At 31.5% G+C, this 15,276-nt stretch carries 12 protein-coding genes; 1 reads left to right on the top strand and 11 read right to left on the bottom strand.

Features of this window, described 5'->3' with window-relative positions; genetic code table 11:
* The 8 genes from mads2 to AC00Y6_RS01985 all read right to left on the bottom strand — a co-directional run bounded on the left by mads2 (window position 1) and on the right by AC00Y6_RS01985 (window position 9,070).
* Window positions 1-2,010 (bottom strand): methylation-associated defense system DNA methyltransferase MAD2, encoded by a 2,010-nt coding sequence (mads2, locus tag AC00Y6_RS01950; RefSeq protein ID WP_474488938.1) that lies wholly within the window; start codon window positions 2,008-2,010, stop codon window positions 1-3.
* 2 nt (window positions 2,011-2,012) lie between these two features.
* Window positions 2,013-2,858, bottom strand: a complete 846-nt coding sequence (locus AC00Y6_RS01955) for a nucleotidyl transferase AbiEii/AbiGii toxin family protein (protein ID WP_474488939.1) — start codon at window positions 2,856-2,858, stop codon at window positions 2,013-2,015.
* Window positions 2,848-3,828 carry a type IV toxin-antitoxin system AbiEi family antitoxin gene (locus AC00Y6_RS01960; RefSeq protein WP_474488940.1) on the bottom strand — a complete coding sequence of 327 codons (981 nt, stop codon included), beginning with the start codon at window positions 3,826-3,828 and terminating at the stop codon, window positions 2,848-2,850. The genes AC00Y6_RS01955 and AC00Y6_RS01960 overlap by 11 nt, the downstream gene beginning before the upstream one ends.
* 123 nt (window positions 3,829-3,951) lie before the next feature.
* Window positions 3,952-4,533 carry a DUF6939 family protein gene (locus AC00Y6_RS01965; protein ID WP_474488941.1) on the bottom strand — a complete coding sequence of 194 codons (582 nt, stop codon included), beginning with the start codon at window positions 4,531-4,533 and terminating at the stop codon, window positions 3,952-3,954.
* Complete coding sequence (locus AC00Y6_RS01970; RefSeq protein WP_474488942.1) at window positions 4,530-5,603, bottom strand: DUF4433 domain-containing protein; 1,074 nt, start codon at window positions 5,601-5,603, stop codon at window positions 4,530-4,532. The genes AC00Y6_RS01965 and AC00Y6_RS01970 overlap by 4 nt, the downstream gene beginning before the upstream one ends.
* 146 nt (window positions 5,604-5,749) lie before the next feature.
* Window positions 5,750-6,754 carry a nucleotidyl transferase AbiEii/AbiGii toxin family protein gene (locus AC00Y6_RS01975; RefSeq protein WP_333854146.1) on the bottom strand — a complete coding sequence of 335 codons (1,005 nt, stop codon included), beginning with the start codon at window positions 6,752-6,754 and terminating at the stop codon, window positions 5,750-5,752.
* 2 nt (window positions 6,755-6,756) lie between these two features.
* Entirely contained in the window at window positions 6,757-7,356 is a 600-nt protein-coding gene (locus tag AC00Y6_RS01980) for a DUF6088 family protein (RefSeq protein ID WP_333854147.1), read from the bottom strand.
* A 139-nt stretch (window positions 7,357-7,495) separates the two neighbouring features.
* Window positions 7,496-9,070: a reverse transcriptase domain-containing protein gene (locus AC00Y6_RS01985; RefSeq protein WP_474488943.1), complete on the bottom strand. Its 1,575-nt coding sequence runs from the start codon at window positions 9,068-9,070 to the stop codon at window positions 7,496-7,498.
* Between the two features lie 385 nt (window positions 9,071-9,455).
* Between AC00Y6_RS01985 and AC00Y6_RS01990 the strand changes: the two genes are divergently transcribed.
* Window positions 9,456-10,646 carry a hypothetical protein gene (locus AC00Y6_RS01990; RefSeq protein ID WP_474488944.1) on the top strand — a complete coding sequence of 397 codons (1,191 nt, stop codon included), beginning with the start codon at window positions 9,456-9,458 and terminating at the stop codon, window positions 10,644-10,646.
* Window positions 10,647-10,662: 16 nt separating this feature from the next.
* On the opposite strand, the gene AC00Y6_RS01995 is transcribed toward AC00Y6_RS01990, so the two are convergent.
* From AC00Y6_RS01995 to AC00Y6_RS02005, 3 genes are all read right to left on the bottom strand, one after another.
* Window positions 10,663-12,027, bottom strand: a complete 1,365-nt coding sequence (locus AC00Y6_RS01995; protein ID WP_474488945.1) for a 5-methylcytosine restriction system specificity protein McrC — start codon at window positions 12,025-12,027, stop codon at window positions 10,663-10,665.
* Window positions 12,028-12,039: 12 nt separating this feature from the next.
* Window positions 12,040-14,397, bottom strand: coding sequence for an AAA family ATPase (locus tag AC00Y6_RS02000; protein WP_474488946.1), 2,358 nt, complete (start codon window positions 14,395-14,397; stop codon window positions 12,040-12,042).
* A gap of 113 nt (window positions 14,398-14,510) precedes the next feature.
* Window positions 14,511-15,227: a restriction endonuclease subunit S gene (locus AC00Y6_RS02005; RefSeq protein WP_474488947.1), complete on the bottom strand. Its 717-nt coding sequence runs from the start codon at window positions 15,225-15,227 to the stop codon at window positions 14,511-14,513.
* Between the last annotated feature and the right edge of the window lie 49 nt (window positions 15,228-15,276).

The following is a 15,276-nucleotide window of genomic DNA, read 5'->3' on the forward strand; positions in this document are numbered from 1 at the left end:
TTAATTTAAAAATTCCAAATACGCTTTTGTGATGTTCGGCAAATCGTCATCTAATAATTTTACTTTCTCTTTTCGGGATTTCACATAAGATTTTCCCTTTTCATTATAAGCCAAATATTTTTTCTCGCCTTCAAAAAGAATTTCCGCACCGTCTTCATCTCTTACATAAATAGGAACTCCGCGTCGGTCTTTCCCTAATTTTTCTGCAATCGCCATAAAGACATCATAATCTTCGCCACCATCGTGCACCAAATTTCTTTGGTTTTCGGTTTTCTTTTCCAAAAACAACAGCGACGCCTGAACGCCAACTTGCGGTAAAAATGCTTCCACCGCCAAATCTACAGATGCCAAAATCTTAAATTTATCCAAAATCCATTCTCTTACCGGCAAAGTATTGGGATTTCCTAAAATTCCGTCGGGAAGCACAATTGCCATTTTTCCGCCTTCTTTCAAAAAATCGTAACACGCTTCTATAAAAAGAACTTCCGGCGCATCAGAATATTTGGATAAATGGTAGCGTTCTGCAATTTCTTTATCCACTTTCACCTTCGTTCCAAACGGCGGATTGGTAAACACCATATCGAATTTTCCACGAGCATCAGGTGTGTAATTTGTGGAAATATCCTTCATATTTTTCAGACTTTCCTCAATCGCGGTCTTAATTTTTTCAATTTCCTGCGGATGTTCCCAATTCGGATAAGCCAAAGAATTCACGTGGAAAATATTGGCGTGTCCGTCTCCTGCCATTACCATATTCATACGCGCTGCTTTCTTCAAATCAGGATCAAAATCAAACCCGAAAATGCTGTTTTCTGCGTAATTTTTTACGCGCTCGTTTACTTCGTACGAATTGTATTTTTCGGTAATTAAAACTTCATCTAATTCAGGATACATTTCCGCCGCAATTTTCTTCCGAACGTGATCTAAAACCATTACCAAGAAACCACCGGAACCACAAGCAGGATCCAGAACTCGTGTATGTTCATCGGGATTCAGCATTTCTACCATTGCACGAACGATATTCCTCGGCGTGAAAAACTGTCCTGCTTCTTGCTTCAAAGTGTTGCTCACAATGGTTTCATAAGCCAAACCTTTCACATCTACTGTGGCATCAAGAAAAGAATACTTCGCCAATTCTCCTGCAATAAAAGCCAAACCTTTGTCGGTAAGATCAATACTTTCGTTGCCATCAAAAACTCCCGAAAAAATATCATCATCTTTCAATTCCTTAAATAATGATTTTATTCGGTCGGCAACTGCTTTTCTGCCTTCGTTGGTATTTTGTTCCTTTACACCCACCCAAAATTTCTTGCGGTAAGAAATTCCTTTTTCAAATTCGGTAAATCTGCGTTTTTCGTCATATAGTTTGCAGAAAATCAGATAAAGTAATTGCCAGAAAGCATCTTTCTTCCGACCTTCATTAGCATAAATATAATCGTGGGAACGCTTGAAAACTTTTATTAAAGAATCGTTTGCAGGTTTTCTACTGTGTGAACGCTCCGGTCTTTCTAAATCGTTAATGTCTTCACCAAAACCAGGAATATCTGCAAGATCGCTAAAAGTATCATTACCAAACCGATCTTCTTCGCGTTGCAAATATTTAATATCAATACCATTTGTCCAAAGACCAAATTCACATTTATCTAAAGCGCCCATTGCATTTTCCAAAGTCATACGAACGCCTTTCTTTTTGTCGGTATCTTTGGTTTTATCGTCTTGAACTGCGGCAATTCGGATAATATTTTCCTGTTCGTGTTTAGCATCTTTATCGAAGATTACCAATTCCACCTTCTGCTTTTTGTTCTTCATCGTTTCCGGATCCACATAATTGATGGTGAAATCACGCTGCATATCGGAAATATCGAATCCATATTCTTCGTTCAGCATTCGGATGGTTGATTGAAGATTTTCTTCTTTTGGACTAGATTTTTTTGCTTCCCCAGTTAATACGCAAAGAATCTGATTATCTTCCAGAACGATTTCTTCTGTATTTGTAGAATTATTACTCATCGTTAGTTTATTTCTTGGTTAATTAATGCGATGGCTTCCGCCACATCATCAAATTTTAAGTTTCGGTTGGTTTCTATAATTTGGTTGAAGAATTGGCTTTCTTCTTCCTTGTTGATTTCTTCCTGTAAAAGAGATTTTACTTTTGATTGGGTGTCGGGATTTTCAGCAATCAGTTCATTTAATTTGATTCCTAAAATGATTGCTCCGGCTTTTAATTCCGTGAAATTTTCCAAATCATACACTTTGTTATAGGGCTCTGAAAAAGACATTAATCTATTGATATTCAAATAGTTATTTAATATGAACCCTAAATCTTCAGCATCTTTGTTTTCTCGGTTATGGCGATCTTTCCAAGCAAATAATTTCAGAAGAAAAACGCCTTCCAGAGAAACGATATTAAATTTTAAGGAACCATCCATTTCGATGGGAAGCAAATGTTTTTCTGCTTCTTCAAAACCAACGACTGACATTGCAAACGATTCGTCAGGTGGCCAAAAAATTTGATCATTTTGATCTTTTATAGCTCCGTAAGGAACAATATCTACTTGAAATTTCTCCTTGAAGAAAAATCGCTGTTGTTGCTTTTCGTCTTTGGAAAAATTCGGTAAAGATCGAATATCTGAAGAAATATCATCGAAATCCTCCCAATGATCAATCGCGATTGCGATATCCAAATCCATTGTCACCCGTTCCGATTTCTCATCGTGCAAATCCAGAATAATATCTCTTGCGACGGCACCGATGATGTAAAACTTAATTCCTCTTTTTTCAAAAACAGGAATCAACTCTTCTAAAACCGGCTTTAAAAGAGGATGTTCAATATTTTCACTAAAAACTTTATAATCCATTTTCCAAAATCATTTTAGCGGCTTCAATATTTCTGCTGCTGCTCGTTCCCATCAAATCTGCATATACCACAAGTGGCGGTGCTGTGTTTTGATATTTTAGTTTTAAATCTTCGGTCCAGAACGTATTATATACTTCTACATTTCCGTTATTGTCAGGAATCAGTTTAAGATTTTTTGCCAATGCAGATAAATCTCCATCATAATAAATCGTATAATTGGTTGATTTTAAATAATTAGTGATTAATCCTGCTGCAGATTCTCCGCCCCACAAGAAACCAAATTCCCTTTGATCAACATCTAAAAAGTTTTGATTTTCATCTGCAAGTCGGTATTTTTTGCGAAGAATTCTTGGTTTAACGATTTCGTTGTAGGCAATTACCCAACGCTCCAAAAGAGTATCCATATCCTTGAGCATTCTTTTTCTGTGGGATTTCATTATAAATTTACCCTCCTCTAAACCACTAAAAATATTACTTACTGATCCTAAAGAAATATTGGTTTTTTCTGCAAGCGCTCGATACGATAACTGTAGATTTTCTGCATCGGAAATCAAAAGAAGAAGCAGTTTTAAACCGACTTCTTGAAACGCATAACTTTGATTTTTTTTCTCGTTTGCTTCCTTCTTTTTGCCTTCGACAAAAATGAAAAGCTTCCCTGCTTTGATAAAAGCATTCCCTGCCGTGTCCAAATAATTATAGTTTTCTTGCTGAAGAGTTTCCGCAACATCTTTGGCTAAATAATCAGCAATTAGAAGCCATTTTTTATTCTTGTTCTGATCTTGGAACTGCGAAAGAATAATTCCAATATTGGACTTTCGAGCGTGGGATTTTGCTTCCACATAGAAAGTCTGTCCATCAATTTGAATGATGGCATCATACTCTTTACGTCCTGTTTCCACATCGACTTTTAATCCGGTATTTTCTTCCAGATTAGCGACTGCTTCGTAGATTATGTCGGTTTGTAAATTCATTTTGTTCAATAAAATAAAGTGTTCAATGACATTGAACATTCAAATATATTGAACATTTTTGGATTAGGCAAGGGAAATTGGGAAAAATAAGAGTCTGATAAGGGAGAAGTAAATCTTACTTATTCAAAAATCTAATACTCCCTGAACTGGAGGGGCATATAAATTGATTTTTTTTTCAATATACTGTTTCACTAATGCTGCATGAGACAATGGTTTCTTTACAGAGGAAATATCTTCATTCACATTATAATCCAAAAACACCAAGTCTTTTTCCTTTGCCATCTTAATCAATGTAGAAAGTAAATCTTGTAATTTGTTATCCAATACCCAATTATATGTTGCAACAAAAATTAATTTTCTTGCTGCAAGATAATCTAAAACTTCATTATTAAACATGCCTTTCTGATGCCCAACAATAGGACCATTGACTCTAATGCTTCTCTTGATTCCTTTCATATTTTTGATTCGAAACTTCGAATAATCAACGCCACTTGAATGAAAAACCTTTAATCCCTGCCAAATTCCTTCTACCGACGCACCTGTTTCGGGATCACTGAATGGAATAGGAATCTCTCCGATCGGATAGAAAGGACTAAACCGCACATATTCAGAATCTGAATTCGATGTCAGGTCAATAATATTTGCATAAGGATATTTCTTCTTTATATTTTCAATCTTCTTCTTTTTGTTTTCAATAAATATCATATATTATCAATGTTTAAAATATACTTCATCGGAAGGTGTTTAGCAACTAATACTTCCGCTTGATAAAAGGATTTGAGTTTATTATCTTTATTCACATCAAAATATTTTTTTCCAAAAATATCGAACCTTAAATCCTTAAATAACTCCAAAGAGTCACTTATGACTGCTTCCGATTTATTAGCATTACAATTCGAAAACAAAGTGTTCTTGTGCAAAATAACTTCAGTATCACATTTTAAAACAACTATATCAGAAATTCTTCCATCTCTTTTTAATACATATGCCATTGGATGATTCTCACAAAAAGAAAGACGGACATAATTTTCTAAATTCTTATCTTTATCAAGCTTTCTTGAAGTTCCATTTCCACCTGGTTTAACTATGTCTATATTATTATTCTCACAATAAAACCAAGAGTAAAGACCTTTATGACTTTTAATGGAGTCAATATTACTACGATCAGTGAAATGATAAAGACAATTCACATTTTTATCTGACAAAATTTTCAAATAATCCTGCCAATTTGATTTTTTTTCAGTTGTATAAGATAAAAAACTGAATGCATGTAATAACTTTTTTTGGTCATCTAGGTCATTTAATGATTTTCTTAGCACCGATTCCCAAAAAATAAAATCACGGCGAATTTCAGTGAGAAGGTTTTGAAACTTAGCTACCCTTGAATTGCTTTCAATAATTGAGAAATTTTCAATTAGTGAAAACAAATGCTTAAAGAACTTAAGCAGGTCGGAAATCTTATTGTCATATAAATTATTATAAAAAATAATTTCTTCAGACTTCAAGTTCAAAGTCAAATGCTTATTAGAGTTTTCTTCATTTCTTTCTCCCCAATAATAATATTGACTAGATTTACCGATAAGCGTAATTTTATATTCAAAATGTACATTATATCTGTTATCATTAAACAACTCTTCAAAGACACTAATAATGTCATTTGTTTCCTTTGTTTGACCAGAATCAGAAACATTTTTAAGAATAACATCTATTTTGCGAAGTGAAGAAATAACATCTTTTAAAAATAAAATGAAATTCTCAGTCTTTTGGATTGACATTTTAGAAATATTCGATTCTAAGCCCTCTGTTTACTTCTTCAAAAGTAACGAATGCTGAAAATCAATCAGTTGTGTTTTAATGGTACAAATATGATACTAAATTAACGAATATAAACAAACGCTAAATTGAATATTTTCTATCATTATCAGCTTACTACCTTGTTCAATTTACCCATAATTTCCTTCATTATTTCAATTAAAGTTTTGAAATTCGGACTCTCGCCTACGATCATACTTCCCTGCATTATTCTGTAATCTTCTTCCCATTTATTCATTATTTCTTGAGGAGGAATGATATTGATAAGACCCTTTTTATGATTGTCGTAGTTGATCCACTTAGAATTATTCATTCTTTTTCTAAAATCAACAATTCTTTCAAAAAGGCTATCATCAATTAGTGCACGTTTTCCGTATTCTGTATGATAAAGTTGGTGCAAATCAAACAAATGACGACTCATTCTCTCGCTTCTAATTCTTTCTATTGGTTTTGAAAATTCTTCGTGAATTAGAAGTATTTTCTCTAAAAATGTTTTTGTAGGAACAGTTACCAAAACTTCAAATTGTGGCAATGAAAAAGGGGCATCTTTATAATGGTTTTCTATAAATGATTCTACCATTTTTTTCTCCGAAGGTTCTGTCATTGCTCTTGCTCCCATTTCAATAAGAACTTTTTGCTGCACGTAACTTTCTTGTGGAATCACACTGTTATAGACTAATTCTAAGTGATTTGGATCGCTAAGATCGTCAATAATTTCAGAATATTTAATTTCGTATTCATTCTCAGAAATCTCTAACTTCTCCAATTGTTTAACCAATTCTTCTCTAAATTCGGAGATTACAAATTTTCCTGCGGTCTTTCGAAGTTTCTTCATTTGCGTTTTGGTTTCTGGATCTTCTGCAAATCCTAATAAATTTTTATCAATAATTAAATCGACATCCTCCGAAAACCGTTCGATAATTTGATAAGCTTTGCTTAAAGAAGTTCCACCCTTGAAGATAATTTGGTCTTTATATTTTGATTGAAAAACAGCGCGTAACACCATACAAACCCACCAATCTTTCTCTATCGCAAAAGGCGCATAACCTGTTGATAGAGCGAGTTGGTTTAAGGTTTCAATTCTTTGTTCTTTAGTAAGCTGCTGATGCCACATTTTTATGAAAGGTATCTGTTTTTTATTCTTTTTTGAATCCAAACTGGTGCATATTTCAATTGAGACATTAATACTTTTTCGTCTATTTTCTTAATATAGACTGTAAGTTTTTCCTCAAAATCTTCTGAAATATTTTTCTCGCCGGTTATTTTATATGTTTGAATGATGAGCTGAAGCAATTCATCCTTAACCGCTAAATTTCTAGGGGCAGTTTTCTTAAATTTAATGATGCTTTTTCTTATTTTAATTTCTCTTTGCGCACCATCTGTAAGGTAAACCGCGTGTAGCGGAATTTGGGTAGAAAGCCCCAACAAATACATTGCCATCGCTCCCGTAGGTGCAATTCTGGCTTTATCTCTTTTCGCAATTTCCTTTGCAATTTCCTCGATGCTTGGATAGACCGTTCCTAAAAGCTCATCTTTCTTCGGAACCAAATAAATTCCGTGAGCCAACCGAACCAAAACTCCCTGTTCTTCCAACCGACGCAGAACCTGCCGAATATTCTCAGCAGAGCCAAATCTCAGAAAGTCTTCTGCGAAAAATATTTTTCCCTTAGAAGATTTCTTAATCTTAGTTTCTATATGATTATGAGTTGTTTGCACGGTTTATATAAATAATTATTGTCACAAATTTAGTAAATATTTGTGACAAAATATGGTTTATAAATCTTTAATCATAATACATTAGCGCAACACCTCGTCTTTTGACAAATTCCTGCAGTTTGATTATTCAAAACAAGCCTTATTTATTCAAATGCTTTGCAATAGCGGTGTTTAGCAAATGTTCTTTTTTCCGAAGCTGTTTAGAAAAAATTTTACTATCGAAAATTTTTTCACACCTTTTAATATAGCTAAAATAGTTTGATTTATTTTTATTTACAGATGGTTTAACGATCATTGAAAACTCATTTCTTTCATTTTCTACAAGAAATGTTCTATTCCGAAAAGTCTGTTTAATTTCTCTATTTTCCCCATCTAAATCTCGTAACGGTTTTTTGTATAATTTTTTAATTTGATTTTTAAACACCGCTTTTGGAATATTTGGATTTTTGTTTCTTATTGCTCGATTAGATCTTCGTCGAACGATAGAAATTAGTCTTCTATAAAATTTAGCAATATTTGTTGATTTTATACAGGTATTGTATCCTCGAAATTCAAATCCAAGGTATATTAAAGGCGCGTCTTTCCTTTCATTACCTTCAACTTGCTTAAAGGAAGTTAGTCTACTATTTTGTTCTTGATTGTATATTGATTTTCTAAAAACGAAAGATTCGGTTTTTGAAGAACTTATTTTTAGATTGCTTTGTTTAATAAGATTTTCAACATAATTTTTTATTTCTTCTAGATCATCTACATTTGCTACTATAATAATATCATCAGAATATCTTCTATAAAATCCCCCTTTATCCTTTACAACTTTGTTAAGAATATTTTTATCAAAATCCAACAAATATAAATTTGCAAGAACTGCACTTATGGGCAATCCTTGAGGAATACCTACTTGAATTTTTTCTTTATTATAAAATGAGTTTTTATAAATTCTTAATTTTCCCTGTTTTATAGTATTTCGAAAATCTGCATTTGACTCAAAGAAACTTTTAAAACCTTTTTCTCTTCTTATTTTTGCTAATTTTTTTTCATCAAAACCAGATTGTTTACCACTTTTTTGTATTCTAATTCGCAAATCATCTCTTAATACATAACTGAAATTTGTACAAGATTTGAAAACGTTTTTGTGATCTGGAGGTAATTCTTCCTCACCTAATAGATCGCTCCACTTTTTTTCTAACAACTGATGGTCTAAGCTTGAAAAAAAACTTTCTATATCAAAAGTTAGTACCCCTACTTCCTCTTGGCAATCGCTACGATCTCTAATCTCATCAAAAACTTCTTTAGCAAAATGAATCGTACTCTTTCCTTTTCCAGTTTCGTCTAAAATAATTTTCCTGTAAGCATTAACGCAATCGTCGAGTCCAAGATCTTTTTTTAATGCCGTTTCATACAATTCATTTAGTATTGAGGCGTAATATCCATAAATTAAAGCGTCAAAATGTGTCGCATAATGCAGAGGTCTTTTTTTTGCTGTTTTTTCAAATTTGAAATCATCAAATTTGAAATTATGAGTCCTCACTTTTTCATTTAAATGCTTTTCGGAATTTACTTTTTTATATTTTCTTTCTTTGATGATAGAATGCATCAAAGGGTAAAAAGCATATTGCTGTATGAAAGAGGGGTTTTGGATTTTCTTTTGATAACTTTTCCAATTTTCATTGATGCGTAAACTCGGGGACAAATGCAAATATCCCTTCGTTTTCATCCAATTTGGTTTGTCTGTATCATTTCTCATAAAAACCCCGTAGAAAGTTCTAGCAATAATGATTATTAAATTTACATACCTCCGAAGAGCGGACTAGTACCCATTAACTGAGTCATTGTAATGTTCGTAAAGATATACTGCAACTAATTGATGTTGCCCCAATTAAACCCTTAATAATATTAGAATTTATGAATTTGGAACTTATCGTCAAATTACTTATCTTAGTGCTTGAATGCGTGATATTCCTTTTATCGGGAATACTGCATTGCAAACTTTAATCCTGCAAAAGCAGTAAGACCGAAGTCCTGTAGTCCTGACTAGATGTAAAAAATCAACTTCCTACGAGTACATCAAATATAGTAAAATAAAAAACTAAATACTACTTATGAGTAACTTTCAAATTGGCGATGTTATTTCTTTAAAAAACCACCCTTATTCTTTAAATCAAAAGACGAAAATTGGAGCAAATGCATTAATGACCCCACCACTTATGGTAGTTACTGAAATATTAAAGCAAAATAAATTCAATCCAGATTCTGAGAATGAAGAAAAACTTTTAGGACAAGTTTTGGGCACTTTCTATAACTCTAAAAATTGTAATTATGAAAAATTTTGGTTTAATATTGACGAAATAATTCCAATTACTAATGCAGAAAAAGAGAATATAGAAGAGGACATTGCGGGTAAAAAAACAGTTCCAACCGAATTAATTGCTGTAAAAAAAAAATATAAAGGAAAACAAGTGATTTTAAATACTGCTGATGCAGAATTGGGGAAAAAGAAAATCAGTTGGAGTGAAGAAGGTGATAAAGAAAAATTTCGAACTGAATCCTATATGGATTTTTTACCGCCAGTAATGACCGTAATTGACGTTGTTGAAAATTCTAAATTTTTAAAAGATAGAAGAGATCCAAAAGATGGTACGTTGAAAAAGGATTCTTGCAAATTCTTATTAAAATGCAAATGGTTTAACCCTTCTAAACAATCATTTTCTGAAGATTTTATCCCTATTAACATTGTAGAGGAAGTTATTTTTGATCAAGAAAAAATTGATATTATACAATTGGGTATGAGTGGAAGTAAATTATTTAAAATTCCAAAAATCACACCATTTGAAGGACATCCTAAAAGTCAAATTAATAATACGTTAGTTGAAATCATCAACATCATTCTTTTAAATCATAAAGTACGGATCGTATATTCTGACTATTTTTCAAAAAAAGTGAAATCTTCTTATTTACAAGAATTCAATTTTGAGGCAACGACATTTAAAATTACAGATTTAGCTAAAGATAAATTTCCAGATTATTCTTCGAACGTCTTTAATGATATAAAAAAATTATCTTGGGAGAAAGATAAGTTTTATGAAATCAACTATACAGACAGAAAAGGAAGATTTACGCAAAGAATAATAACCAATTGTTCTACTAGCACTTTTGAAAACGAAGATGAAATTGAAGAAACTTTTATCATTGCAAATTGCTTATTAAGAAAAGGAGACGTTCGACATTTTCGTTTAAAAAACATTATTGAACGATCAACTTTAACTAAAGATTTCGAAAACTTAATCGTGTAACTCTAACGTGAACAGTTTAATTCACAAGTAAATTAATTTCTTGCAAATACATTTTTTTATATGAAGAAGAAACTCTGAATGAACTTTCGAAAAGGGGAATTTCTTCAGTTTCTTCTTTTACTTTGAAATCTTCTTGAGTATGCTGATCTTTTTCTGTGAAATTTAAGTTTCCGGGATAAATGAAATAAGCAGAAATCACGTCATCATTCTCGATTCCAAATTCTTTGTAAACACTATTTAACCTGGTATAGCCAGCCAATTGTCGTGCATCTTCCATCGTGGGATTTCCGTTTGAATAACGTGGTTTGTACTTCGCATCTACAACAGCTTTTATTCCACAATTTGTATTTAGAATAAAATCTGGTTCTTGTTTATTGAATTTTTTATGATATTGTACTTCTCCTTCCAAAGAGTATCTGTCACGAAGTTTTCCAAATACAAACAATTCAAATAACTTACTCATATCTATCCAAAATGGTGGATGCAATGTTATTGATTTTTTGGAGTTTTTAGAAATATTGTAGTCATTTAACGCCAAAATTTGATTTCCTAATTGAATTGCACGATTATAGTTTTTAAAAAACGGATTGCTCTCTTTAAAATTTAATTTACTGAAAATATTATCGCTTACTTGATAGAAACCACCATCGCAGTATCTTTGAATTTCTACTAAGTTTTTATAAATGTCTGAATTTTTCGAATAATCTTCCAAATGAATTGAAACACGAGATAAAACAAATTTTATAAATTGGTTTAATTCAATATCAAAACCAAATTCCTGAAATTTACAAATTGTTTTTATGTAGCGATTTTTAAGTATATTTTGTTTGATTTGTTGTCCTACCAATACTTTTCCTTTAACTCTATTATTTAAATTTTCAATCTTTTCGTAATAGGATTTTTTCAATCCTTTTTTTACCAAATCTTTTACAACTGATAAAAACTGAGCTATTAAAAAAGGTGTTAAAAGTGGTTGTAATTGATTGTCAATTTCAATCCATTCTTCATTGAATTTAGTAGAAATCAATCCATCTAAATGTTCAAAGTTTTCTGGCTCTTTCAATGATTCCAAAAGCATTTGGACATAATTCACTTGTCTTTCTTCGTTATTAATTTTTGGTTCAATATAGATATTCGCGCCTAAATTTGGAAAACGATCTAAACCAATATAATAAGACGAAGAAATACTGCAGGAATATTGGTTTCCCTCAGAATTTCTATTTAATGAAATGGAAACACAGTTTTTTTCTTCATCATTTTCAAAATTTATTTTATCTTCTAAAGTTGATAAATTAAAATAGTGCTCCCAATTTTCAATTTTTTGAAAAATAGAAATATGGTCTTTATGATAATATTCAAAATGTTCTGAAATCCTAAGCATTCAAATTTTCAATTAAAGGGAATTAATAATACTTCTTGCCGACTCTTTCAAAATACCATCTTTTATATATTCTTCTAGGATAGGTTTTATTTCGTACCTAATTCTAAAACGGAAATCAACAGGTTTTTCTTTAATATCTTCACCAATCTCATTTTTTTCGTAGTGCTGAATAAAATAAGAATGTCCCAACCAAACATCTTTAGGATCGAAATCTCCAGTCATATATTCTGACTTTTTCATCACCACATTCTCATCCGAATAATCAATAGCTACATCATAGTTTTCAATAAATAATGACGCAACTTTAGCAAAAAGATCAACCTTAAAATCATCTTTTAATTCTGATTCTAAATTTTTTGGCAACACATCTACGAAAGCAAAACGTCTTCTAATTGCATAATCGATATGACCGACACTTCTGTCTGCGGTATTCATTGTACCAATAATGTATAGATTTGGGGGGAGAGTTAATTTGTTTGAATCTCCTACTTTGTACATAGACTCTACATTTTCACCACGGTATTCTAAAGCATAAATGAGTTCTCCTAAAACAGATGAAAGATTAGCTCGGTTGATTTCATCGATTATTAGGACGTAGTTTTTCCGAGTTTCTGAATAAGTTTCCCCATTATAAGAATAATTATCAAAGAATTTTTTCAGTAAAGCATTGTAATAAGTATAACGATAATGTGCGTGAACAGAAAGTTCTTTTGGAATCTTTTGTAATGAAATCACTAATTGATTTTCCAGAACTGCTTTTATTAATATTTTGAAATCCGAAAAATTAATTCTAGAAGGTGAAGCCCAATCTTTACCATATCTAAAATTATCAACCTCTACTTTAAACAAATTAATATTTCCAGATAAGTTAATTTCGCTTTCTTCTACATCTTTTTCTATTTCATTTTTAAAATCTTCAAATTTTTCATCAATCCAAATATCTAAATTATTTACAATGGAGTTTTGAGAGCTGATACGATAATTTTTCAATGCTTCTTCTGCAAATAAGCCTAAAGTTTTATTCACATTTTTATATTCAATTTTATCTCCTTTAGACTCCGCTACAATTCCTCGTACAAAATCTTCATAGGTGTAACTTGGGTGGAATTGAATAAGTTTGAATTCTTCGTTGTCTTGTAATTCATTCACATTATTAAGACCCAACATTCCTAATGCTATGTTTTTTGCTAATCTGGTTTTTCCTGTTCCGGGTGGACCTTGGAGGATGATTTGTTTTTTGTATTGAAGTAAGGTATTTATATTTTCCATTTTCTGTATCTCATTTATTCTGGCATTCGAAATATATTCCTGAATAGGAGTTAAATTATCCTGTGTTGGATAGGAATATGATTTGTAAATTTTAAACTGATTAATTGGAATTGGACCAACTTTATAAAACTTATCAATCAAGAAAGTAATTTTTGCAACTTTATTATCGTCCTGCAGTTGGTCATATTTCGGACAATTTTCCTGATTTGTATAATTTTGCTTCCAATTCGCTTTCTCATACTCTTTTTCATTTTCAACAAAATCAATTACTTCTGCAATATAATTAACATTGTAATACGACGTGTAGAATAGCTTAAAATGTCCATTCTCATCAATGCATTCTCGTAACAACTTCAACGTTTTATTAGTTCCAGATGGTCTTTTTGAATTCCAAAACACATCGTATGAATCTTTCATTTGGTGGTTAGAAAGCCAACCTGTACTATCTGATGCCATAATACCAACTAAACTTTCCTTCCATTCTTTTTCTAAAAAGTATGCAATTCTTGTTATAAGATGTGTCTTATTTTTTAAATTGCTTACATCAATTCTAAATTCGTCAAAATATTCTAAAAAACTGTCTTTAAACGTAGTGTTTTTATAAGCTTTAAAAAAAAGATTCTCCGAAATTTGTTGTCTATGATTCTCACTCAACATTGTGAAATTATCTAGAGGATTCAACATATAGTTAATCGCATTTTTAACAGATCCATCAGGAATATCTTCTCCAAACTTATAAGAGATTAATTGCTCAACCCAATTATTCATTCTAACAAATGCAAATGCTAAAACTCTATTATCATCATACTGATTCAACTCCTTTTTTCTATGTGCATTTGAATCACAATACGACACAATTGTCAGCAACAGCTTCCCAAACTCTGAGAGTTCTGCTGTATCATCAAAAAGTAATTTAAGTTCAGAATATTTTTTTTTATTTAAACGAAGAAAATTTTCAGTTTCTGCATTTACCTCAAATACCAAAAAATCTTGTAAAGCGTCAGTAGCTTTCTGAAAGTAAAATTCATTTGATCTAATAATATCTTGAGCCCAATTTGAAGTGAGCATTTCTGCAACTTTGCTTCGTAATGATTCCTCCATATTTTTCATAGATTATTAAGTTCCACAAAAATACGTTTTTGAATTTAACAAAAAATACGGGAATCCATAGTGGCTTGATTTTAATCGGATAAATGATAATTTATTTTACAAAATTATTCCACTTTTACCTGTCCATTCATCAGCATAGGTAAAAGCCAGTCACGTAAAGAGCTAAGTTGTTGGTTTTGTTGCTCTAAGTTATTTTGCTGTTGAAAAAGTACTGAAGCAATATTTTTAAATTGATTAACTAATCGTTTTTGGGGCTTTAAAATTTTGATTCTTTTTAAAACTGCTGTAGAGATTTCTTTAAATGTAGAACCAGATGCATTGGCTTCAATTGAAAGCATATTATGTTTAAGTACATAAAATACATATTCAAAAGGATATTCTTTATTACAAACAATAGATTTAAATCCTTGATTTGTAGCGCAATTAAATCTATTAATAGCTAAATATCCTATCGGAGCTCTTGATGACATCAAAACGGAGTTTGCTGGTAGAATATTTAAGGATGCCTCTTTTAAACCTTTTTTAGTGACATCAAATACACCTCTTGTAATAAATTTATTTCCGATGTTTTGGGACAAATCTTTAGGTGTTATCCAAGGAATACCGTTTTTAGAAAAATTATCTTCAATAGCTTTTGAAGGTGTACTTCCTCCTGTAATTGTCCCTAGCTCCTCAATTGTTTGAAATTCCCAATCTATCGGAATCTCCCTCTTCAAAATTTCATTCCAAACCATCTTGCCACCACTTGATTTATAAGGCTTTCCGTTTTCGTCTGGAAAGTCAAACTGCACAAACCAATAGTCGTACAGCGTTTTTGCCATACGCTCTAAATTATCATTTAGTTTAGTAAAAGATGAACTTTAGCTATTT

This window comes from Epilithonimonas sp., assembly GCF_056329745.1.

Excerpts from the sequence above, each read along its gene's own strand:
- mads2 (WP_474488938.1), bottom strand. The coding sequence starts at position 2,010 with ATGAGTAATAATTCTACAAATACAGAAGAAATCGTTCTGGAAGATAAT.
- AC00Y6_RS01955 (WP_474488939.1), bottom strand. The coding sequence starts at position 2,858 with ATGGATTATAAAGTTTTTAGTGAAAATATTGAACATCCTCTTTTAAAG.
- AC00Y6_RS01960 (WP_474488940.1), bottom strand. The coding sequence starts at position 3,828 with ATGAATTTACAAACCGACATAATCTACGAAGCAGTCGCTAATCTGGAA.
- AC00Y6_RS01965 (WP_474488941.1), bottom strand. The coding sequence starts at position 4,533 with ATGATATTTATTGAAAACAAAAAGAAGAAGATTGAAAATATAAAGAAG.
- AC00Y6_RS01970 (WP_474488942.1), bottom strand. The coding sequence starts at position 5,603 with ATGTCAATCCAAAAGACTGAGAATTTCATTTTATTTTTAAAAGATGTT.
- AC00Y6_RS01975 (WP_333854146.1), bottom strand. The coding sequence starts at position 6,754 with ATGTGGCATCAGCAGCTTACTAAAGAACAAAGAATTGAAACCTTAAAC.
- AC00Y6_RS01985 (WP_474488943.1), bottom strand. The coding sequence starts at position 9,070 with ATGAAAACGAAGGGATATTTGCATTTGTCCCCGAGTTTACGCATCAAT.
- AC00Y6_RS01990 (WP_474488944.1), top strand. The coding sequence starts at position 9,456 with ATGAGTAACTTTCAAATTGGCGATGTTATTTCTTTAAAAAACCACCCT.
- AC00Y6_RS01995 (WP_474488945.1), bottom strand. The coding sequence starts at position 12,027 with ATGCTTAGGATTTCAGAACATTTTGAATATTATCATAAAGACCATATT.
- AC00Y6_RS02000 (WP_474488946.1), bottom strand. The coding sequence starts at position 14,397 with ATGGAGGAATCATTACGAAGCAAAGTTGCAGAAATGCTCACTTCAAAT.
- AC00Y6_RS02005 (WP_474488947.1), bottom strand. The coding sequence starts at position 15,227 with ATGGCAAAAACGCTGTACGACTATTGGTTTGTGCAGTTTGACTTTCCA.